The sequence below is a fragment of the Paraburkholderia sp. WC7.3g genome (genome assembly GCF_050436345.1).
Classification (GTDB): domain Bacteria; phylum Pseudomonadota; class Gammaproteobacteria; order Burkholderiales; family Burkholderiaceae; genus Paraburkholderia; species Paraburkholderia podalyriae.
The window spans coordinates 3,366,015-3,387,886 of the sequence record NZ_JBNDMA010000002.1 but is presented as its reverse complement, the minus strand read 5'-3'; the positions used below and the strand labels follow the sequence as shown (position 1 = coordinate 3,387,886).

General features: G+C 63.9%; 19 protein-coding genes and 1 tRNA gene. 11 read left to right on the top strand and 9 right to left on the bottom strand.

Annotation, left to right across the window (positions count from 1 at the left end; genetic code table 11):
- Window positions 1-78: 78 nt before the first annotated feature.
- The 3 genes from OKW43_RS26960 to OKW43_RS26950 all read left to right on the top strand — a co-directional run bounded on the left by OKW43_RS26960 (window position 79) and on the right by OKW43_RS26950 (window position 2,363).
- Complete coding sequence (locus OKW43_RS26960; protein WP_246530095.1) at window positions 79-771, top strand: hypothetical protein; 693 nt, start codon at window positions 79-81, stop codon at window positions 769-771.
- Window positions 772-980: 209 nt separating this feature from the next.
- Complete coding sequence (locus OKW43_RS26955) at window positions 981-1,730, top strand: TraB/GumN family protein (protein ID WP_187634824.1); 750 nt, start codon at window positions 981-983, stop codon at window positions 1,728-1,730.
- A gap of 132 nt (window positions 1,731-1,862) precedes the next feature.
- On the top strand, window positions 1,863-2,363 hold the full coding sequence (locus OKW43_RS26950) for a GNAT family N-acetyltransferase (protein ID WP_429450797.1): 501 nt from the start codon (window positions 1,863-1,865) through the stop codon (window positions 2,361-2,363).
- Window positions 2,364-2,374: 11 nt separating this feature from the next.
- On the opposite strand, the gene OKW43_RS26945 is transcribed toward OKW43_RS26950, so the two are convergent.
- Genes OKW43_RS26945 through OKW43_RS26935 form a run of 3 tightly spaced genes read right to left on the bottom strand, consistent with a single transcriptional unit; the run spans window position 2,375 to window position 4,517 of the window.
- Window positions 2,375-3,259 (bottom strand): cytochrome c oxidase assembly protein, encoded by an 885-nt coding sequence (locus OKW43_RS26945; protein WP_187634826.1) that lies wholly within the window; start codon window positions 3,257-3,259, stop codon window positions 2,375-2,377.
- A 38-nt stretch (window positions 3,260-3,297) separates the two neighbouring features.
- A complete protein-coding gene (locus OKW43_RS26940; protein ID WP_429450795.1) occupies window positions 3,298-3,759 on the bottom strand; it encodes a copper chaperone PCu(A)C in 462 nt (153 codons plus the stop codon).
- 23 nt (window positions 3,760-3,782) lie between these two features.
- Entirely contained in the window at window positions 3,783-4,517 is a 735-nt protein-coding gene (locus OKW43_RS26935; protein WP_376776369.1) for an SCO family protein, read from the bottom strand.
- A 366-nt stretch (window positions 4,518-4,883) separates the two neighbouring features.
- Here OKW43_RS26935 and otsB point away from each other — a divergent pair, with 366 nt between their 5' ends.
- Entirely contained in the window at window positions 4,884-5,633 is a 750-nt protein-coding gene (otsB, locus tag OKW43_RS26930) for a trehalose-phosphatase (protein ID WP_187634829.1), read from the top strand.
- Window positions 5,634-5,685: 52 nt separating this feature from the next.
- Entirely contained in the window at window positions 5,686-7,164 is a 1,479-nt protein-coding gene (gene otsA / locus OKW43_RS26925; RefSeq protein ID WP_187634830.1) for an alpha,alpha-trehalose-phosphate synthase (UDP-forming), read from the top strand.
- A gap of 89 nt (window positions 7,165-7,253) precedes the next feature.
- On the opposite strand, the gene OKW43_RS26920 is transcribed toward otsA, so the two are convergent.
- The gene (locus OKW43_RS26920; RefSeq protein WP_187634831.1) at window positions 7,254-9,089 is read right to left on the bottom strand and encodes an ABC transporter ATP-binding protein; all 1,836 of its coding nucleotides are present in this window, start codon (window positions 9,087-9,089) and stop codon (window positions 7,254-7,256) included.
- Window positions 9,090-9,782: 693 nt separating this feature from the next.
- Here OKW43_RS26920 and OKW43_RS26915 point away from each other — a divergent pair.
- From OKW43_RS26915 to OKW43_RS26905, 3 genes are all read left to right on the top strand, one after another.
- On the top strand, window positions 9,783-10,847 hold the full coding sequence (locus tag OKW43_RS26915) for a glycosyltransferase family 4 protein (protein WP_429450791.1): 1,065 nt from the start codon (window positions 9,783-9,785) through the stop codon (window positions 10,845-10,847).
- 297 nt (window positions 10,848-11,144) lie between these two features.
- On the top strand, window positions 11,145-11,993 hold the full coding sequence (locus tag OKW43_RS26910) for a hypothetical protein (RefSeq protein WP_429450789.1): 849 nt from the start codon (window positions 11,145-11,147) through the stop codon (window positions 11,991-11,993).
- 150 nt (window positions 11,994-12,143) lie between these two features.
- Entirely contained in the window at window positions 12,144-12,608 is a 465-nt protein-coding gene (locus OKW43_RS26905) for a DUF2214 family protein (RefSeq protein WP_187634834.1), read from the top strand.
- 85 nt (window positions 12,609-12,693) lie between these two features.
- Here OKW43_RS26905 and OKW43_RS26900 read toward each other — a convergent pair whose 3' ends face one another.
- The 5 genes from OKW43_RS26900 to OKW43_RS26880 all read right to left on the bottom strand — a co-directional run bounded on the left by OKW43_RS26900 (window position 12,694) and on the right by OKW43_RS26880 (window position 17,332).
- A complete protein-coding gene (locus OKW43_RS26900) occupies window positions 12,694-14,568 on the bottom strand; it encodes an ABC transporter ATP-binding protein (RefSeq protein ID WP_187634835.1) in 1,875 nt (624 codons plus the stop codon).
- Between the two features lie 504 nt (window positions 14,569-15,072).
- Window positions 15,073-15,147, bottom strand: a tRNA-Val gene (locus OKW43_RS26895).
- Between the two features lie 48 nt (window positions 15,148-15,195).
- Entirely contained in the window at window positions 15,196-15,930 is a 735-nt protein-coding gene (dnaQ, locus tag OKW43_RS26890) for a DNA polymerase III subunit epsilon (protein ID WP_187634836.1), read from the bottom strand.
- 80 nt (window positions 15,931-16,010) lie between these two features.
- A complete protein-coding gene (gene rnhA / locus OKW43_RS26885) occupies window positions 16,011-16,457 on the bottom strand; it encodes a ribonuclease HI (protein WP_187634837.1) in 447 nt (148 codons plus the stop codon).
- On the bottom strand, window positions 16,454-17,332 hold the full coding sequence (locus OKW43_RS26880; protein ID WP_187634838.1) for a class I SAM-dependent methyltransferase: 879 nt from the start codon (window positions 17,330-17,332) through the stop codon (window positions 16,454-16,456). Before OKW43_RS26880 ends, rnhA begins: the two co-directional genes overlap by 4 nt.
- 18 nt (window positions 17,333-17,350) lie before the next feature.
- On the opposite strand from OKW43_RS26880, the gene gloB reads away from it, so the two are divergent.
- The 3 genes from gloB to OKW43_RS26865 all read left to right on the top strand — a co-directional run bounded on the left by gloB (window position 17,351) and on the right by OKW43_RS26865 (window position 21,494).
- Window positions 17,351-18,142 (top strand): hydroxyacylglutathione hydrolase, encoded by a 792-nt coding sequence (gloB, locus tag OKW43_RS26875; RefSeq protein WP_429450784.1) that lies wholly within the window; start codon window positions 17,351-17,353, stop codon window positions 18,140-18,142.
- 158 nt (window positions 18,143-18,300) lie between these two features.
- On the top strand, window positions 18,301-19,989 hold the full coding sequence (locus tag OKW43_RS26870) for a transglycosylase SLT domain-containing protein (protein WP_429450782.1): 1,689 nt from the start codon (window positions 18,301-18,303) through the stop codon (window positions 19,987-19,989).
- 263 nt (window positions 19,990-20,252) lie between these two features.
- Window positions 20,253-21,494 carry an MFS transporter gene (locus OKW43_RS26865; RefSeq protein WP_429450780.1) on the top strand — a complete coding sequence of 414 codons (1,242 nt, stop codon included), beginning with the start codon at window positions 20,253-20,255 and terminating at the stop codon, window positions 21,492-21,494.
- Window positions 21,495-21,872: the final 378 nt, after the last annotated feature.

Sequence of the window (21,872 nt, the reverse complement as noted above, 5' to 3'; positions counted from 1 at the left end):
GATGTTGTTCGTTGCACATAAAACCTATATTCGACCTATCAAAAAATCAGAGCCGCCGCCATTCTGCTGAGTCTCGGTTTGCCGTTGTCGGCGATCGCGCAATCGGCGCCGGCCCCCGAGGTCAAGGCCGGGGACACGTGGACATACACGTCGACGAGCGAAAGAGGACCGTCGGGCTGGAACCAGACGCACGAGCAGGTGACAGTGCTGCGCGCGACGTCGTCGCACATCTATTTCGAATCAAAGGCTGCGGGCTCGACGCAAGCGCCGCGCGAGGTGATTGCTGAGGCGGACTGGAGCCGCGAGCGCAGCGTGAATGGCACCGGTACGGTCGTGAACCGGCCGTTCGCGTTTCCGTTGTCGCCGGGCAAGACCTGGAACGTCGAATACTCCGAGCAGCATCCGAACCGGGTATTCGCTTCGCAGAAGTGGAACTCGCAGTATCGGGTGCTCGGAACGGAAACCGTCGAAGTGCCCGCCGGCAAATTCCAGGCGATCAAGATCGAATCCGAAGGCGACTGGGTCGCGCAGCTCGAGCCGCGGCAGATGGTCACGCAAGCCACGCAGGTCGAGCAGGGCGACACCGCGATGATCACGCATGCGCAGAAAATCGGCCCTGTTCAAGCGACCGGACGCACGTACAAGGCGTTCTGGTATGTGCCGGAAGTCGGGCGTTGCGCGAAATCAGTGGAAGAGTATTACGGCAGCAATGGTGTGAGAAACGAGCGCTATACGACCGGACTCGAGTCGTTCAAAAAAGGCGGCCAATAATCGGCATTCAAACGTGTGAGATGTCGCCGCATTTATTGCTCTATCGTTATTTGTCGCTGTTGATTTTGGCTCGCGCGGGAGCACAGCGCATTCGGATGAACGGTGCGTCCGGCACGAGCAGATGACATGCCCAACGCGCGCCGGCGCGACGCATCCAGATCGGGCGATAGAATCGCTGCATCGTCATCGCCTGTTTTCATTCAAGCCGCATGTATTTCCAACTCACCGGCACCCGGGTCCGCCTGCTCGGCTCGATGCATCTGTTTCCCGCAACGAGCCGTCGAACGCCGCCATGGGTCGCCGAAGCTTATGACTGGGCCGACGCGCTCGTATTCGAGTCCGACGCAGCGACAATCCTGCCGTTTCTCAAAGCCGACGCGCATCCTGACGCCGCGCAATTGCGGCCCCTGATGCGCGACGAAGCCTGGACGCAGTTGCAGGCGCTCTGGCCGACCGATGATCTGCTCGCGCCGCTTGAAACACTGCGTCCGTGGGCCGCGCTGATCGTCGCGCCGACGCTGTTGCAGCAGGTCGGCGAGGGTGTCGAGCCGCGCATGCTGCGCTCGGCGATCGCGCAGGCGAAGCCGTATCGCTATCTCGAATCCGCGCAGGACGTGGCGGTCGCGCTCGAATCGATTCCGCTCGAAGCCATCGCCGCTGCGCTCGACATGCTGATGGCCGACCGCGGCGAGCCGCAGCGCACGCTCGAACGGATGCACGCGGCGTGGCTGGACGGCGATCTATACGCGATACAGCAAATCGCCGTCGAATCGCCGATGTTCAATCTGCCCGGCATCCGTCAGGCGATCCTCGACGTGCGCAACCGCGCGTGGGCCGCGCGGCTGAACGAATTGCCGGACGCGCGCGAGCGCACGCTGGTGGTCGTCGGCGCGCTGCATCTGTGCGGCCCCGGCAATCTGCCCGACTGTCTCACGCGACCCGTGCAAGCGATGTTCTAAGCGCGTGCGTGGATTTCGCGACCGTACACAGCTAATCCGCCACCCGACCCGCGCGATAGTCCGAGACGGGCACGCGCGGCATAATTGCGGATCGTTGCCCGCGCTGTCGCGCATTGACCCTGAAAGCTACCCATGACTGATTCGCAGTACACCGCCGCCGCGCGGCTCGCCCGACTCGAATGGCGCTGGAAGCCGTTCGTGGACCTCACCGGCGTCGAAGTCTATGAGATGCTGGCCGCCCGCAGCGCGGTGTTCGTCGTCGAACAGAACTGCGTGTATGGCGATATCGATGGGCTCGACATCGAAGCCTGGCATCTGCTCGCGTATGGCACTGGTGACGATACGGCGCTGCCGCCCTTGGCCGGCTATCTGCGCGTGTTGTTGCCGGATGCGGCGGATGCCGATGTGCGCATCGGCCGGGTGTTGACGACCGCGCCGTTTCGCGGCATAGGTCTCGGCAATGCGATGCTCGAACGCTCGCTCGCGCAAATCCATGCACAGTGGCCCGATACGCCGATCCGTCTGCACGCGCAGGCGCATCTGCAAGGTTTTTACGGCGCGTTCGGCTTCAGGCCGGTCTCGGAGATTCACGACGAAGACGGCATCCCGCATGTGTGGATGCGTTCGCTGTGAACGCGAACGGATCAGCGGGGCACGTTCGTGGTCGTCGACGCCGCATGCGTGAGCCCGCGCGCCGCTTTGGCGCGCCGCTCGGCGCGCAGGCGTCCGCGCGACGATAGCCGCATCCAATGACGCAGCGCGATCAGCGCGCCGATCACGCTCATCATCGAACCCGGAATCCATAGCAGGAGCCCGCCGATCTGCTGATCGCGCATCGGGCTCAGCCACGTGAACGCGCGGCCGCAGATCGAGTAGATCGGATACAGTTCGTGCGTCGTAAAAAAGATGAACGCGCCGAGAACGATCTGCGGCGGAATCGCCGCGATCACGACCAGCACGCGCTTGCCCGGCGACAGACGCGCGGGCGGCGCCGGACGCGGATCGAGCACGAGCCACCAGAACAGCAGGCCGTCGATCGCCATGCTCCAGTTCATCACGCGATAAAGCCGCCAGTCGAGCATCGCGACGAAATGAATCGGCGACAGCAGCCAGAAATAGATCAACCCGACGAAGAGTGTGACCGCCACGACCGGGTGCATGACGACGTCGAGCACCCGGCGCACGAGCGTTGCTTGCAGCGCGGGTCGCACGAAGCGCTGTCGCCAGCGCAACGGAATCCCCGCCCGCAACGCCGCGCCCGGATACGACAGCGCAATGAAGAACGGCCCGAGATGATGCAGCACCAGATGCTGCAAGCGATGCATGAAGAACTCATGCTCGAAGAAGTAATCGAGCCGCGTATGCAGCACGACATACAGCGCGACGAGCCCGAACCAGAACGACAGACGCCGCGCGAACGACAGCCGCGCCTTGCGCGCGCCGCGCACGAACAGGATCGCGGGGATCAGCAACGCGATCACGACGGTCGGCGAAAACTCCCAGGGATCGAGCCAGTAGAGCAGGTTCATGGCGATGGCGCGTGCTGCGGCGGCGGCTCGGCTGCCGCTTACTTGGTCTGGCCCGGCGACTTGACCGCGAACGGCGCGCTCACTGTTTCGCCGTCCGAGAACTTCAGCGTCAGATGCACGGTGTCGCCCGGCGCGATCTTGTGCTTCGGGTCCCCGAGCATCACGTGATAGCCGCCCGGCGCGATCGCGACCTGGCTATGCGCGGGCACCGTCAGCTTGTCGACCATCACCATCTTCTGCGTCGAACCGTTCGATACCGTTTGATGCAGCATCGCATCGCCGTAGTCGTCGCTCGACACATCGACGAGGTCGATCGGCTTGTCGCTCGCGTTGACGAGCGTCGCATAGCCGGCCGCGGGCAGGTTGTTCGGCAGCCAGCGTACCCACGCGTCCTTGATGCTGATCGCGTGAGCATCGGCCGCTTGCGCGGCCGACGCGGCGCCGAGTGACAGCGCGAGCGCGCAGGCGAGGGAAGCGAATGGTTTGAGCTTGAACGTCATGATGGAATGGATTGGGATAAGAATCAGGTTGGGTCATCGATGATGCGGCGCAGGTCCTGCGCGATCGCATCGGGCGTGTCGTGATCGGTGACGAGCAAGCGAGCGCGGCCCTGGCTGTCGAACACATAGACGGCGGAGCTGTGCGTGACCTCGTAGTTGCCGTTCGGGTCGCGCTTTTCCATCTGATAAGCGACACGATAGCGCTTCGCCAGCGACTCGATCTGCCAGTCGGTGCCGGTCAGCCCTTCGGCGCGCTGTGCGTCGAACGCGCCGACGTAGTCGTGCAAGGCCCGCGGCGTGTCGCGCGCGGGATCGACGGTGATGAACAGGATGCGCACCTTCTGCGCATCGGGGCCGAGCTTGCCGAGCACCTGCATCAGGCGGCCCATCGTTTCCGGGCAGACGTCCGGGCAATGCGTATAGCCGAAGTAGACGAGCGACGCGCGGCCCTTGAACGAAGCGGCGTTGACGGGGCGGCCGGTGTCGTCGGTCAATGTGAAATCCAGATCCGGCAGGTGGCCGGTCACGTCGGTCAATTGCCACGGCTCGGCGTGCCGCGTGCAACCGGTCAGTGCGGCGAGCGCGGCCAGCGTAATCAGTGACGCTGCCGCTGCAAACCGGCGTGCCACCCCTTGCATGAACCGGTGCGTAGTTCGCCTGGGTCGTGAGCGGGACAGCTTTAACTGCGGGCGCTGGGGTGGAAGGATCGGGAACAAAGCAGGGTTCAATGACTCGATTGAAGAGCAGACAACACGAATCGATGGAGCAGGAGGCGCACCGTCACCTGATCATGGCGCGCAAGATTCGCGCGCGACACACGATTGAGGGAGCGCATGCAACGGTGTGCATACCGCCGAGGGGGCCGCGTGGCAGCGACTGTAGCGCAAAATCGACGCCAGCGTCGCGCGACACGCCGGGCGCACGGTTTGCGAGTCAATTTGACGCAGCTGGCTGAAAGCCGGGTGAAATCCGATCGTTGCGCTTTTGAACGCAATCGACGCAAACAGCCACACAGACTGCCCGCCGGGCTTGAGTCCCGGCTTACTTTCTCGAAAAATTGATGGATGCGCGGTAAGATGCGCACACTTTTCCGGCCATCGATGGCTGAAAGGCGAACCTACGCGATGCAAGCACTTCCGGCTGTTCTGTCTCCGAGCGAGACGGCATTTTTCTTTGATTTCGATGGCACGCTCGTCGAACTCGCCCCCACCCCGGACGGCGTGCTGGTGCAGCCGCGCGTGATCGACCTGCTGCGCGAGCTGCGCAGTCTGACGAATGGCGCGGTCGCGGTGGTGTCGGGGCGCGGCATCGACAGCATCGACAGTTTTCTCGGCATGCCCGATTTGCCGGTCGCCGGTCTGCATGGCGCCGAGCGGCGCGATGCGAATGGCGACACGCAGCGCATCGGCTTTCACGACGAGCGCCTGTTGCGCATGGAGCAGGTGCTCGCGCAGGTCGTCAACGAACATCCGGGCATGCTGCTCGAGATCAAGGGCGCGGCGCTCGCGCTGCACTACCGCAACGCGCCCGAGCGCGAGCCGGTCGCGCGCGCGGCGACTGAGCGGCTCGTCGCCGATTACCCCGCTTCGTACGTTCTGCAGCCCGGCAAGATGGTCTACGAGATCAAGCCGAAGGACGTCGACAAAGGCCGCGCGACGCGCGCGTTCCTCGACGAGCTGCCGTTCACCGGCCGCACGCCGATCTTCGCCGGCGACGATCTGACCGACGAGAAGGGCTTCGCGGTCGTCAACGAGCGCGGCGGTCTGTCGATCAAGGTCGGCGCGGGCGAAACGATGGCGCACGCGCGTGTCGAATCGGTGTCGTCACTGCTCGACTGGCTCGAAACGATCGTCGCGGCGGCGCGCGGCGCATGACGCCGGCGCCCCGTTCAACGAAAACAACATACTGCATCGGGAATCGCGCTTGATGAGCCGACTGATCATTGTTTCGAACCGGGTGGCGCCCATTTCGGAGGGCGGCCCGGCGGCGGGCGGTCTGGCGGTCGGCGTGTACGACGCGCTGAAGGAAACCGGCGGCATGTGGTTCGGCTGGAGCGGCGACGTGCTCACCTCCGGCCAGCCGCAGATCAAGGTCGAGGAGCGCGGTCCGGTGACCTTCGCGACCGTCCCGCTGATGCGCCGCGATTACGACCAGTACTACCGCGGTTTCTCGAACGCGACGTTGTGGCCCGCGTTCCACTATCGATCCGACCTGCTCCAGTACGACCGGCACGACTTCGAAGGCTACTGCCGCGTCAACGCGTGGCTCGCGCAGCAACTCGTGCCGCTGTTGCACGCCGACGACGTGATCTGGGTGCACGACTATCACCTGATCCCGTTCGCGCAGGCGCTGCGCTCGGCAGGCGTGAAGAATCGCATCGGTTTTTTCCTGCACATTCCGTTTCCGGCCTCGCAGGTGCTGCTGTCGGTGCCGCCGCATCGCGAGCTCGTCGAGGCGCTGTGTTCATTCGACCTGCTCGGCTTCCAGACCGGCCCCGATCTGCGCGCGTTCTGCGACTACGTCGTCAACGAGGCGGGCGGCTCGATCGACGCATCGGCGAAAGGGCCGCTCACCGTGCATGCGTTCGGCCGCACGCTGCGCGCCTCGGCGTATCCGATCGGCGTCTATCCGGACGAGATCGCCGAGCTCGCGAAGGCGGGCGAGCGTGGCAAGCCGGTGCGTACGATGAAGGCAACGCTGCATTCGCGCAAGCTGATCATGAGTGTCGACCGGCTCGATTATTCGAAGGGGCTAGTCGAGCGGTTCCGCGCGTTCGAACGCCTGCTCGAACATACGGTCGCGCAGCGTAACAAGGTGTCGTTCCTGCAGATCGCGCCGCCGACGCGCGCCGACTTGCACGCGTATCAGGACATCCGGCTGCAGCTCGAAGGCGAGTCGGGCCGGATCAACGGACGTTTCGCCGAGCTGGACTGGACGCCGATTCTGTACATCCACAAACAGTATGAGCGCCCGGTGCTGGCGGCGCTGTTCCGTACCGCTCACGTGGGCTACGTGACGCCGTTGCGCGACGGCATGAACCTCGTCGCGAAGGAATACGTGTCGGCGCAGGATCCGGAGAATCCCGGCGTGCTCGTGCTGTCGCGCTTCGCGGGCGCGGCGCAGGAACTCGACGGCGCGCTGATCGTCAATCCCGTCGATATCGACGGCATGGCCGAAGCGCTCGCGCAGGCGCTCGGCATGCCGCTCGCCGAGCGCCAGGCACGCTATCGCGACATGATGGCGCAACTTCGCGAGAACAACGTGTCGGTGTGGCGCGATAACTTCATGCGCGATCTGCAGGATGTCGATGCCGCGAAGCGTGCCAGAAGCGCGAAGGCGCGCGCGCCGTTGGGTAGGGCGGGCGCCGCGCGCAAGAGGGCGGCGCGCGAGAGCGCGGCCGGCTAAGCCAAGCCGGGCCGCGAGCCAGACAGCAAAAAGCCGCTCCAGGGAGCGGCCTTTTTCATGCGACACGCAGTGCGCGGACCCTGCGTGACTCAGGCTACGTGCTGTTCGTCGACCTTCTTGCCGCCGATATGCAGCGTCTGGCCCTTGCCATACTGCTTCGCGAGCAGATCGCGATAGAGGCCCGGACGCTGACGCAGTTCTTCCGGCGTGCCGTCGTCGATGACCTTGCCCGCACTCATCACGATGATCCGGTCGAAGTTGTTCAGCGTCGACAGACGGTGCGCGATCGCGATCACGGTGCGGCCGACCATCAGCCGGTCGAGCGCCTTCTGGATCGCTTCTTCGGACGCGCTGTCAAGCGCGGACGTGGCTTCGTCGAGCAGCAGGATCGGCGCGTTCTTCAGAATCGCGCGCGCGATCGCGATGCGCTGGCGCTGGCCGCCCGACAGCTTCACGCCGCGGTCGCCGACGATCGTGTCGTAGCCCTCCGGCATCGCATCGATAAAGTCCGCGCAACGCGCCTCGCGCGCGGCCGCGAGCACTTCCTCGCGGCTCGCGTCCGGGCGGCCATACGCGATGTTCTCGTACACCGAGCGATGGAACAGCGAGATGTCCTGGGGCACCAGCGCGATCGCGTGGCGCAGGCTGTCCTGGGTAATCGATGCAATGTCCTGGCCGTCGATCCTGATCGCGCCGCCCTGGGTTTCGTAGAAGCGTTGCAACAGCGAAAGTACCGTCGATTTTCCGGCGCCCGACTTGCCGATCAGGCCGACGCGTTGACCGGGTTCGATATCGAGGTCGAAGTGATCGAGAATCGGCCGCCGGCGCGCATAGGCGAACGTGACGCTGTCGAACGTGACGCGGCCGCCCTGCGGCACGAGTTCGGTTGCGTCGTCGCGATCGGGCATGCCGTGCGGTTCGAGCAGCGTGCGCACGGCCTCCGCGAGTCGCGCGACATGCTGGGTGACGTCGACGAGCGCGACGGCGAGGTCGCGCGTGCCGTGCAGGATCGTGAAGCCGAGGGAGCTGACGAGCACGATGTCGCCCGAGGTCGCGCGGCCCTGGTCCCACAGCCACAGCGCCCAGCCGAGCAGTCCGGCCGACAGCAACGCGGTGATCACGGCGTGCAGCAGACGCAGCTTCTCCAGATAGAGCAGGCTTTGCTGGCGCGCGTCCATTTCCGACTTGACCGTCGACGCAAAACGGCGCTGTTCGCGGAACGTCATGCCGAACGCGCGCACAAGGCCCATGTTGCTGATCACGTCGACAAGTTCGCCGTCGACCGATGCCGCCTTGGTCGCGAAATTATGGTGGCGCGCGGAGCCGCGGCCCGCGAGCTTGTACAGCACAACCGCCAGGATAGCCGAGCACAGCATCAGGCCGGCCGCCATCAGCGGGTTCACCGCAACGATCATGACGATCGCGCCGAGCACCGCGATGCAAGGCGGCAGCACGTTCCACGCGGTGGTGTTTTCGGCGGTGTAGACGGCGTTCGAGGTCGCGGTGATCCGGCTTGCCAGCATGCCGGGCTGCTTTTCGGCGTAGTAAGTCGGCGAGTGGCCGCTCAGGTACTGGAACAGGTCCCGCCGCAGATCGCCCGTCACGGCGACGAATGTGTGGGCGGCGAACCAGCCGCCGACCCGCCACAACATATTGTCGGCGGCGATCAGGCCGACGAGGATCGCGAACGCGCCCCACAGCGGCCCGGGATGATGCCGGCCGCCGGCGAGCACGTCGATCAGATGTTTGATCGCATATTGCGAAGCGAGTGCACAGCCCACGGCCGCAAACACGCTGCACAACACGATCGCATGCGCGAGCGGATGGCGGCGGATAAAGCGGAAGAGAAACGCAAGCGGCCGGTGCGCATAGCTCGCGAGCTTTGCGTTCTGGGCGTTACGTTGGGCGATGGTCAAGTGTTCCAATTGAGCTGAGATCGATGTGTTGCGGGTTGTGCATGCAAAGCGCCGACTACACGGACAAGCATGGCTCTCCGTGAAGCCGATGCTTCGCATTGTAAACATGCAAAGGCGATTGCGCCCTGTGTATCCGGGCTTTGACGCGATTGATTTCGCGATGGACCTCCACGATCTGCATGATCTCGACACCAGCCGTCGGGGCATTCAGGCAGATTGCGGAAAATTTCGAGATATGATTACAAATTGCATTCAACCGCGCCGCGGCAATTTTGCATTCCTATCGGCAAGATTGACGCACGGGAGTTCACAGACAAGGTTGCGCCTGCGTCGCGGAAACTTCATGGACACTTTAGAACTGTCTTAGAAAACAAGGGTTTGCAAAGTGTTTCGTGGTTGTAACAACGTAAAGACTTTGAAATGCCGCGCTGCGGCAACCATCCGGGCATCGATAATGCATGCTCGTTAGGCCGGCAAATTTTCTGACAGTTTGTCAACGTAGGTGCACGGTGCGCGTTTACTCGCACATGCGCAGACGCTGGTCCATTTGTCTGAGCCCGTTACCGAAGCGATCCATCGCAGGATTTCTCAAAAGAATCAGGCCCGCGCCGGCATCTCCGGCCAGACTGCCCTGGCGAGCAAGCGAGTCGCTTTTTCCAAATGCAGTACTTTTGCCTGATTTTTTACTAGGAGTTCGTCATTATGCGAATCGCTCAAATCGCTCCGCTGCACGAGGCGGTTCCTCCCAAGCTGTACGGTGGTACGGAACGCGTGGTGTCCTACCTGACCGAGGCTCTGGTCGAGCAAGGCCACGACGTCACGCTGTTTGCAAGCGGCGATTCGCAAACCTCGGCGAAGCTCGAAGCTTTCTGGCCGCAGGCGCTGCGCCTCGACCCGACGATTCGCGACGTGATGGCGCCGCACATGCTGCTGCTCGAAGAAGTGCGCCGCCGCGCGGACGAATTCGACGTGCTGCATTTCCACATCGACTACTACCCCTTCTCGCTGTTCGCGCGTCAGCCGGTGCCGTTCGTGACGACGCTGCACGGCCGTCTCGATCTGCCGGAACTGCAGCCGATCTTCAACACGTTCAGCGACGTGCCGGTCGTGTCGATCTCTGACAACCAGCGCAGTCCGCTGCCTCAGGCGCACTGGCTGGAAACCGTCTATCACGGTTTGCCGGAAGACGTGCTCAAGCCGATTCCCGACGTCGAGCCCAGCTACCTCGCATTCCTGGGCCGCGTCTCGCCGGAGAAGGGGCTTGACAGGGCGATTCGCATTGCCGGGCAGGCAGGCATGAAGCTCAAGGTCGCCGCCAAGATCGACAAGGCCGACCGTGCCTACTACGAAGAAGTCATCAAGCCGCTGATGTCGTTGCCATACGTCGAGTACATCGGCGAAATCGGCGAAGCTGAAAAGCGCGAGTTTCTCGGCAATGCGCACGCACTGGTGTTCCCGATCGACTGGCCGGAGCCGTTCGGTCTCGTGATGATCGAGGCGATGGCTTGCGGCACGCCGGTGATCGCATTCAATCGCGGTTCGGTGCCCGAAGTGATCGAAAACGGCGTGTCGGGTTTCGTCGTCGAAGACGAAATCAGCGCGGTCGCTGCCGTCAAGCGTCTGAACACGCTGTCGCGCGCTGGCGTGCGCAAGGCGTTCGAATCCCGCTTCTCGTCGAAGGTGATGGCGCAGAACTACGTCGCCACGTACGAAGAGTTGCTTCGACGCAAGCATCGCACGGTGCTGCGCGAAGTCAACGCGGGCTGATTGGCGGTTGATTCGACGTAGTTGATTCGACGTAGTTGATTCGCCATAGTTGATTCGCCATAGTTGATTCGCATTAGAAAGACCTGGCAGCAAGGACCGGTTGTAAACTTCCTTCGCTGCTTTCGACGCCCCGCTGGCATGTCGCCCGCGGGGCGTTGTTGCATGCGCCGCGTTTTTCGTCGGCGCGCAACTGAAAATTCGGATTTCCGCGCGGCGCGAACGAGCCAGTCTCGGTAATATCCCTATAATGGCCGTGCCGCAAAATGGGCTGCGGCGCGCCGACGACAGGAGGATGCCTTGGCGAGAACGAAGGAGACGCGTGCGAACGCCGCGCCCGGCGCCGGAACGATTTTTACGTTGCGCGCCATCGGTCTCGTGCTCGCCGCCCGCTGGCTTTTCTCGATGTCCGAGATGAACGTGACCACCGCGCTGACCGCGATGGCATCTTCGCCATGGGCATGTATCAACCTCGTCTTTCTGTTCCTGCTGATCTTTCTGCCGGGCGCGCGCGCCGTCGCCGAGCGTCCGTTTCATCCGTTGCCGCAATGGCTGCGGCAGGCACTGCGCCTGTTCGCGTTCCTCGGGTTTCTGTTTGCGCTGTGGTCGGTCGGCGCGTTCGTCGCGAGCGCCGGTTGGCGTCGCGCAATGCAGGCGGTCGCAGCCACCAACGGCTGGCTCGTCGCGGCGCCGGTGCTGTACGCGATGGTCTTGTGGATCTGCCGGCCGCTGCCGTTGTGGCGTACCAATGTGGCGGCGCGGCGTTTCGCGATCGGCCGCTATGCCGTGTCGCTCGATCCGCTGACGCGCACCGTCGTCGTGTGGGCCGAGCGGCGCAAGATCGGGCAATATGACGCGCGCGAGTTGTCGGTGCGTTGGGCGAGCGGTTCCGATACGCGCGCGAGGCCGGCGCCCGTGGTTGCTTTCGGCGCGGCGAGCGAGGCCGGTGCGTCAGCGGCGCCGATGAACTCGGTCGCGGCGCCGTCGCTTGCGCGCAGTGCGTTCGGCGTACGTCCGAAGGTTGAGTTGCTGTGGGATTCGCCGGCCGCCGCGGGTCATAACCGGCAGACCGTTTTCCGCGCCCCGCTGACGACCGAAGGAGATCGCGTCGCCGCCCGCGCGCTCGACACGACGCTGCGTCAGGTCTGACGCAGCACGTTTTGTGCTATTAAGCACGTCGCATGACCGATGCACGCATCCCGAAGCGAAGCTTCGCCGATAATGCAATCACGGCGCCCGGCCTACAGCTGGGCGTGGGAAACACTCATCGATCGTATTGCGTCTTTCGCAGGAGTCGCCATGCTGGTTCGCTGGTTGCTTGCCGCCCTTCATCTGCTCGCTTATGGTTTTGCGCTCGCGTCGATTCTCAGGCGCACGTGGTCGCTGCGTCGCGCGTCGGTGCCCGCCGCGTTGCGTTCGGTGTTCCGTGCTGATTCAGGCTGGGGCATCGCCGCGCTGGTGCTGATCGTGACCGGGTTGATGCGCGTGTTCGGCGGGTATGAGAAGGGCGCCGACTACTACCTGCACGAGCCGCTCTTTCACGTGAAGATGGCGTTTCTGGTGCTGATCCTGATCCTCGAGGTGCCCACCATGCTCGGCCTGATGCGCTGGCGCGCGTCGATCCGGAGCGGCGCGGCGCCAAATCTGAAGAGGGCGCGTTCCTACGCGCATTTCAGCGTGATCCAGACCGTTCTGCTGGTACTGATGGTGTTTGCCGCGACCGGAATGGCGCGTGGTATCGGGCTGCCCGCCGGCGTGGTTTAGCGCGGCGGGCCTTCCATTCCTGCGAGGCTAGTGGCGTTAAGCGTGGCGAGGCTTGCCGCGGCGGCTAATCCATCCCTGCGTCGCGCTAGCCGACCAGCAAACCGGAATCGCCGACCCGGTCGGCTTTGAACTCTGCCGTCTCGCGCACGCGCTCCGGCTCGCCGAGACCCTTGATCAACTCCAGCGCCTGACGCTCGAACAAGCGACGGTACAAGCCGTTGTCGCGTTTGATCAGCGCGTCGTGGCTGCCTTCTTCGATCACTTTGCCCTTGTCGAGCACCAGCAGCCGGTCGAGTGCTCGCACCGTCGACAGCCGATGCGCGACCACCAGCGTCGTACGTCCTTGCATCAGCCGCTCCATCGCGCGCTGGATCAGCACTTCGCTTTCGCTGTCGAGGCTCGACGTGGCTTCGTCGAGGATCAGGATCGGTGCGTCGGCGAGAAACGCGCGCGCGATCGCGACGCGTTGACGCTCACCGCCCGATAGCTTGATTCCGCGTTCGCCGACCAGCGTGTCGTAGCGATTCGGCAGCGCGGCGATGAAGTCGTGCGCGCTCGCGAGCCGCGCGGCACGCTCGATGTCGGCGCGGCTCGCGCCTGGCCGTGCATACGCGATATTCTCAGCAAGCGAGCGGTGAAACAGCACAGGTTCCTGCTGGACGATCGCGATCTGGCTGCGCAGTGACGCTTGCCGGACCTGCGCGATGTCTTGACCGTCGATCGTGATCCGGCCGCCCGAAATGTCGTGAAGGCGCTGGATCAGCTTGATGAAGGTGGTCTTGCCCGAGCCGGAATGACCGACCAGCCCGACGCGCTCGCCCGGCGCGATGCGTAGGGAGAAGTCGTCGTAGAGCGGCCGGCTGTGCGCGCCATAATGAAACGACACGTGCTCGAAGCGGATCTCACCGACGCGGATCGCGATCGGGCCGGCGCCGGGACGATCCTCGACGCCGAGTGGCTGACTTTCGAGCGACACCAGTTCCTCCATGTCGTTGACCGAGCGTTGCAGGTTGCGGATGTGCATGCCGATGTCGCGAAGGTAGCCTTGCAGCATGAAGAACATCGTCAGCGCGAACGTGATGTCGCCGACGCTCGCTTCGCCGCGCGCCCACAGCAGCAGCGCCACGCCCAGAATCGCGGCCTGGATCGCGGCCAGCATGCCGCCCTGGAGGCCGCCGTTGAGCGTGCCGCGCACCCACGTGCGGCGCGTGCGCTGCCGCCATTTGCCGATCACGTGCGCGAGGCGCGCTTCCTCGCGCGCTTCCGCGCCGAACGCCTTGACGACGCCGTTGCAGCTGACCGCATCGGCGAGCGCGCCGCCCATGCGCGTGTCCCAGGCGTTCGCGAGACGCGCGGATGGCGCGACGAAGCCGAGCGACACCGTCACGGTCACGCCGATGTACAGCAGCGAGCCGATGCCGACGACGACGCCCATCATCGGCCAGCGCCAACCAAGCAGCGCGGTCGCACCGGCCAGCATCACGAGCGATGGCAGCAGCGCGATCAGCAGCGTATCGTTCAGCAGGTCTAGCGCCCACATGCCGCGCGTGATCTTGCGCACGGTCGAGCCAGCGAAGCTGTTCGCGTGCCAGTCGGTCGAAAAGCGCTGCACGCGATGAAACGCGCGCGCGGCGATCTCGCTCATCATCTTCAGCGTGAAGCGGATGATGTTGAAGTACACGCCCTGGCGTAGCAGGGTCACGGCGAGGCCAAGCGCGGCAAGCACGCCGAAGGCATCGAGCGCGTGGTGCCAGACGGGCGCCGACGATGCCGGACCGGCAGCGATCGCGTCGACGAGACGTCCGGCGAAGACCGGCGTCAGGATGTCGGCGCCCGCTGTGAGCAGCGCGAGCGCCGTGATCACGACGATGCGCCACGGCTGTTGTGCCCAGTGACGGAAGGTGAAGCCGAGGACATCCTTGAAGGCTTGTCCGCGAAAGTCGAGTTTTCTGTTGGCCATTTGCTTTCGACCCGGCGACGCACGAGCGCGCCGAGGTTCCAGTCAGAAACGAAAAAGGGTAGACAGCCAGCGGAGGCCGGAATCCGCGCGGGAACGCGACGGCAGGCAACGGCAACGGAACAACGGACTGTCCGGAATGAACGCGGCGCGCCTGTCGAGGCGCCCCAGCATCAGCGACGACGCGGCGGCTTTATGGCCTCATCGGTCGTGGCGGACGGGCCGACGGTCGCGACACCATGCGAGGGAATGCGCGATGCACTGCGAACATGTGGCGCCTCCCTGAGATGGTTCAAGATGGAGAAACCGGACGGAGCCGGATCGGGCGAATGCCCGTTCGCCGAATATAGCAACAAGGCGGGGCGCTCGCCAACCTACGGAACGACGTGGTTCTACGGCCAGCAGTACCTCGGATGGCGCACGCGAAGAATTGCCGGCAAATAGAAAAAGGGCTTACGCATTGCTACGTAAGCCCTTTTGTCTTCGGTGATCGACACACCAAGAATCTGGTGGGTAGTACTGGGATCGAACCAGTGACCCCTGCCGTGTGAAGGCAGTGCTCTACCGCTGAGCTAACCACCCGAAGAGAGTCAAATTATGTCAGGGATTTCCGGGTACGTCCAGTCTTTTTCAAGCAGTTTGCTCATCCGTTGCGGGCGCGGGTTCAGTACGCCAGACGCTGATACCTTTGATTGCTTTGTCGAGACCGTCGAGCACCGCTTCGTGCGCGGCGCTTTCGACGTCGCTCGCAGCGATCACGACCAGTTCCAGCAAGTCGAGCGCGACGCGCGGCGCGTGCGTATCGCCTCCGGTCTGCGCTTCACCAAGCATGTCGATGACGAGGCTTTCCTGGCCGCGCGTCATCGCCAGATAGACTTCTGCGAGCAGTTCCGAGTCGAGTAGCGCGCCGTGCAGCGTGCGGTGCGCATTGCTGATGCCGAAGCGGTCGCACAGCGCATCGAGCGAATTGCGCTTGCCGGGGAACATCTGCTTGGCTTGCGCGAGCGTGTCGATGATCTCGCCGCAGTGCGTGTTCACCGGCGGCAGACCGAGCAGCGCGAACTCGGCGTCGAGGAAGCCGATGTCGAAGGGCGCGTTGTGGATGATCAGGTCCGCGTCCTGGATGAAGTCGCGGAACTGGTCGATGATCTCGGCGAACTTCGGCTTGTCGCTCAAAAATTCCGTGGTGAGGCCGTGCACCGCGAGTGCGCCCGGATCGCTATCGCGCTCCGGGTTGATATAGAAGTGCAGGTTGTTGCCGGTCAGCCGGCGGTTCACCAGTTCGACGCAACCCAGTTCGAGAATCCGGTCGCCGCCGCGGGCGTTCAGGCCGGTCGTTTCGGTATCGAGGATCAGTTGACGCATGTCGGATTAGCCAGCTTCGAAAAAATTGCAGAAAAAAGTGGAGAGGGCGCTGCGCGTCGTTGCTGACGCGCGCAGTCTCCTTACAACTGCGCGAGCGATGCCACGCCGCGATTGGCCAACTGATCGGCGCGTTCGTTTTCCGGATGTCCGTTGTGGCCGCGCACCCAGCGCCATTCCACCTCGTGTTGCGCGACGAGCGCATCGAGCCGCTTCCACAGATCGGCGTTCTTGACCGGCTGCTTCGCCGCGGTGACCCAGCCTTTCTTCTTCCAGCCGTGAATCCACTCGCTGATGCCCTTCTGTACGTACTGCGAGTCGGTGTGCACGATCGCCTTGCACGGGCGCTTCAACGCCTCGAGCGCGGAAATCACGCCCATCAGCTCCATGCGATTGTTGGTCGTGTTGGCCTCGCCGCCGAACAGTTCTTTTTCCTGGCTGCCGAAGCGCAGCAACGCGCCCCAGCCGCCAGGGCCGGGATTGCCCTTGCAGGCGCCGTCGGTATAGATGTCGATGTGATCCGGAGTCATTCGCTATGGTTACGTGTGTTCGGGGTGGCGGGCGCGAGACCCGCTGCGAGGACGGGCTTTTTAACTTTCAGCGGCCCAACGAGGCGCATGCCGCGCACGCGCTTGATCGCCTTGATCATGTAGGTGGCGCCGAAAATCGGCCACCAGCGGTCGCCGGCGGCTTCCATGAAGCCGTAACGCGCGAGCCATTGATCGCTCGCGAGCGGCGGACGATAGCATCCGAAGCGTCCGCGTTCAAGGTCGAAGCCGAGCAGCTTGATCCAGTCCTTCAGGCGCGTGAACGCGATCAGGTCGACGGCGGCGGGCACGAACGGGCGGCCTGTCATCTTGCCGATCGACTGCCGTACGCCCCACAGCGACAACGAGTTGAAGCCGAGGATGATCAGCTGGCCTTCGGGCACCAGTACGCGTTCGGCTTCGCGCAGCAGCCGGTGCGGGTCGCTGGTGAATTCGAGCGTGTGCGGCATCACGAGCAGGTCGACGCTTTGCGCTTCGAAAGGCAGATCGAGCAGGTCGCACCAGACCGCGCTGCGCCCGGCCGGCGCGTGCAGACCAAGGGCGCCTGACGCGGCATTCGCGGGATTGTCGCCGCCAGCTATGCCCGCGCCGCTGATGCCGCTCGCGCTGCCACGACGTGCCGAGCGCGGATACGTGTACGGCGCGCTCGCGCCGCTCGCCGCGTCGAGCACGAGGCCGCGGCACGGCATGCGGTTCTCGCGCAGCGCGTCAAGCTGCGGCAGGCCGAGTTGCAGCGCATGATAGCCGAACATGTCCGACACCACGCGGTCGAGCTGGGTTTGCTCCCAGTCGAGCACGTAGCGGCCTGGCGGCGAATCGGTCCAGGCGGGCCAGTCTATAATCGCTCGGTCAGTCATATTAAAAATGCGTCGCCTATGAATGCGCTCGAGTACGTACCGGTCCCGGCGTTTGAAGACAATTACATCTGGATCATTGCCGACGGACACCACGCGGTCGTCGTCGATCCGGGCGAAGCCGCCCCAGTGCGCGCCTGTCTGGCCCAACGAGGCTGGCGGCTGAGCGCTATTTTACTCACGCACCATCATCAAGACCACGTCGGCGGGGTGGCCGATCTGCTGAACGGCCAGGACGTGCCGGTCTATGGCCCCGCCGGCGAAGCGATCGCGCACCTGACGCATCGTCTCAAAAACGGCGATCACGTTACGATCGCGGCACCCGCACTCGAATTCAGCGTGCTCGACGTGCCGGGCCACACGAGCGGACACATTGCTTATTTCCACGCGGCCGATTCGCGCGGCACGCCGCACGTATTTTGTGGCGACACGCTGTTCGCGTGCGGCTGCGGGCGCCTTTTCGAAGGCACGCCGCAGCAGATGCTGAACTCGCTCGATGCACTCGCCGCGCTGCCCGGCGAAACCGAAATGCATTGCGCGCACGAATACACGCTGTCGAACATTCGCTTCGCGCTCGTTTGCGAGCCGCACAACGCCGAACTGCAAGCGTGGCGCGACAAGGCGAACGAGCTACGCGCCCGCCGTCAGCCGACATTGCCGACCACGATCGCGCACGAGCGCGCGGTCAATCCGTTCCTGCGAGCCGGCGAGCCGGCGATCCAATCGAACCTTGAAGCACAATTGCACGAGACGGTGTCCGACCGGCTGAAAGCCTTCACATTGATGCGCGAATGGAAGAACCGCTTCCATTGATCCGGAGGGCATTCGGCGCTTCTTCACGCGATGAATCGGAAGAATTCGCCAAGCCCAAGATTTGGTTGATTTTTTTCTCGATTTTCCGATTGACGGAAACGTTGACGTTTCGTACTATCGGCTGCAAATTCCAGCCCCTTGTGGAAACCGAGACGTTCATGCGATTCATCTTAAGTGCGTTATTGGTCCTGACACTCGCCGCGTGCGCGAGCCAGGGACCGACGACGAACACCGCCAATAACTCCGCCAGCCAGCAAGCCGTAGCCGACGCCCTTCGCAAGAACGCCACCGCTAAAGAAACCATCAATGTCGACCAGAGCTCCGTCAATCAGTTGACGAGCCAGGACGCCGATCTGTGGGGCCGCATTCGTCGTGGCTTCCAGATGACGGACCTGCAGAGCGATCTCGTCGACATGCAGCTCAACTGGTATCTACAGCGTCCCGATTACGTGCAGCGCATGACCGAGCGCTCGCAGAAATACCTGTATCACATCGTCGAGGAGCTCGAGGCTCGCCATATGCCGACCGAGCTCGCGCTCCTGCCGTTCATCGAATCTGCGTATAGCCCGCAGGCTTTGTCGGTCGCCAAGGCGGCTGGTATGTGGCAGTTCATGCCGGGCACGGGTCGCACTTACAACCTGAAGCAGAACATGTGGCAGGACGAGCGCCGCGACGTGCTCGCGTCGACCAGCGCCGCGCTCGACTACCTGTCGAACCTGCACGACATGTTCGGCGACTGGCAACTCGCCCTCGCCGCGTATAACTGGGGCGAGGGCAACGTGCAGCGCGCGATCGCGCGTAACGAGGCGGCGGGTCTGCCGACCGACTACCTGAGCCTGCGTATGCCGAGCGAAACGCGCAACTACGTGCCGAAGCTGCAGGCGGTCAAAAACCTCGTGATGAACCCGCAGATGTACGGGCTCACGCTGCCGTCTATTCCGAATCACCCGTACTTCGTGACCGTGACGACCTCGCACGACATCGACGTCGACATCGCCGCGCGGCTCGCGAATATGTCGACGGACGAGTTCCGTTCGCTGAACCCGTCGTTCAAGAAGCCGGTGATTCTCGGCGCGACGCAGCCGCAGATCCTGTTGCCGTTCGACAACGCGTCCGCGTTCGAGCGCAATCTGAAAACGTACTCGGGCTCGCTGTCGTCCTGGACCACCTACACGGTCGACGAACGCGCGACGCCCGCGGCGATCGCGCAGAAAATCGGCGTCGACGCCGACACGCTGATGGAGGTGAACAAGATTCCCGTCGGCATGCGCCTGAAGCCGGGCTCGACGATCGTCGTGCCGCGCGGCTCGGACGACGACGAGGACATCAGCGCCGACGTTGCCGAGAGCGCGGTGCTCGCGATGGAGCCCGACGTCCCCGACACGCGCAAGATGCTGATCCGCGTGCGCCGCAATCAGTCGATGGCCGCCATCGCGCTGCGCTATGGCGTGTCGGTCGGTCAGTTGAAAGCGTGGAACAAGACGCATCGCGATCAGGTTTCGCGCGGTCAGGTCGTCGTGCTGCACGTGCCGGTCGGCAAGTCGGTGCCGAACGAGCCAGGTCCTGAAAAAATCGCCGCCGACGTGCAAGGCGGCAGCGTGCAGAAGATTGGCGTCCGTGCCGCAGACACACACGGCTATTCGCGCTACGATAAGAAGAAAGGGCGCGGCCATTCAGCCATCGTCAAGGTCTCCGAGCCGGGCGGTAAGGGTGACAAGCCGGCGGCGCCCGTTGCCACCAAGGGCAAGGTCGAGAAGGTGTCGGCCTCGGTGCCCGGCAAGGCGTCGAAGGCCGCGGCAGAGAGCCGCCCGAAGACCGCGGCCAACGCGAAGAAGAAGGGTAAATAGACCAATAGCGGCTCCCACGGTAGTGACCACATGCGTTGCGGGGGCAGCGCATGGATTGCGCTCCGATCACGCACCGTGTTCATGCAACGCCGTCCCCTTAGGGTGACGGCGTTTTTCATTGTGCGGACGATTCCTGCGGGTTGGCCGTATTTACTTTATTGTTCGTGCTTCGGTCACATTGGCCGTTCGGTGCCGTCCTGTCCCGATCCGTCCGAACCTCAGGCGAGGTTCTTGAGATCATTTCCAGGCTTACTTCCTGATTTATGTCGTCGACCCGACTGCGCGTCTTTCTGCTTTTTTCCGCCGGCTACTTCGTCTCTTACGTGTTTCGTGGCGTCAATCTCGGTTTCGCGCCGTTCATCACGCGCGATCTCGGTCTGTCCGCCGCCGATCTGGGTGTGCTAACCAGTCTGTATTTCCTCGGTTTCGCGGGCGCGCAGATCCCCGCCGGCGTGCTGCTCGACCACTTCGGCGCACGTCGCGTGACGGCTGCCACGCTGCTTTTTGCCGCGCTCGGCATCTGGGTATTCGGCGCCGCGCACAGTCTCGGCATGATGATGGTCGGGCGGTTGCTGATCGGCGTCGGCGTGTCCGTGTGTCTCGGCGCCGCGTTCAAGGCGCTCGCGCAGCATTTTCCGGTGGCGCGTCTGCCATTGATGAACGGGCTCGTGATGGCGATCGGTGGGTTCGGTGGCGTGATGGTCGGCTCGCCGCTCACCTGGGTGCTCGGTTTCTCCGGTTGGCGCCCGGTCTGCGTCGGGCTCGGCGTACTGACGCTGATGGTCGCGCTCGCACAATGGACGCTCGCGCCGGACGCGCGCGAAACGCATCGTCAGGCGAACCTCGTCGCGCAGTTCAAGGGCACGTGGCACATCTTGCGCAGCGCGGCGTTCTGGAAAATCGCGTCGTTTTCGGTCGTTACGCAAGGCGTTTTTTACGCGATGCAGTCGTTGTGGGTCGGAGCATGGCTGCGCGATGTACAAGGCTTCGAGCCACGCCGGGCGGCGGCGCTCGTGTCGATTCTCGGCTTCGCGATGATGGCCGGCTGCGTCGGGTTCGGCGCGGCCGCGCGTAGCCTCGAGCGGCGCGGCATCTCGCTGCACGCGTTCTGCGGCATCGGCATGGCGCTGTACGTGCTGACGCAGATGCTGATCATGTTCAACGCGCCGTTGCCGGCAAGCCTGCTGTGGGCCGCCTACGGGATCTTCGGCGGCACCGGCATTTTGAGTTATGCGGTGATGGCGCAGCATTTCCCGCCGCAGATGATCGGGCGGGTCAACACGACGCTGACGCTGATCATTTTTCTGCTGATCTTCGGTTTTCAGATCGGCGTCGGCGCGGTGCTGTCGCACTGGCCGGCCAGCGGCGGACATTACCCGGTGATCGCGCATCTGAGCGCGTGGGAAATCCTCGTCGCGCTGCAGGTGCTGAGCGCGATCTGGTACGTGTTGCCCGGTCGGCAACTTGCCCAGTCGGCCGAGATGCGCGCGAAACAGGAGGCTTGAGCGGCGGCGCGTCGGCTCTTGCGTCGGAGGGACGGGCCGCCACGGCTGTTCCGTTCCCGCCAACGTCGTGCCCTCGAGCCGTATGGAAGTGCGTGGCAAAGATCTCGCTCCGCCGCCTGGCAAGGCTTTGATCGTCCGCTCGGCAGGCCGTCCGGGGTTCGTGTCCTATCTCGGATTTGGAGGGAAGGGCGGATTCAGGCTATAATTTCAAGGTTTGAGCTTATCAACCCGCACCCTAGCGCCTACCTCCCCCATACCGTTCATCCGCCGCGCGCCATTGGCGTAGCAAGAAGGGCCCCGCACCCAGCCGAGTCGTCCACACATTGGACCATCGCGCCCCTTGCAGCGTCACCGGCAGCTCGCGAGCGAGTCTGCGCG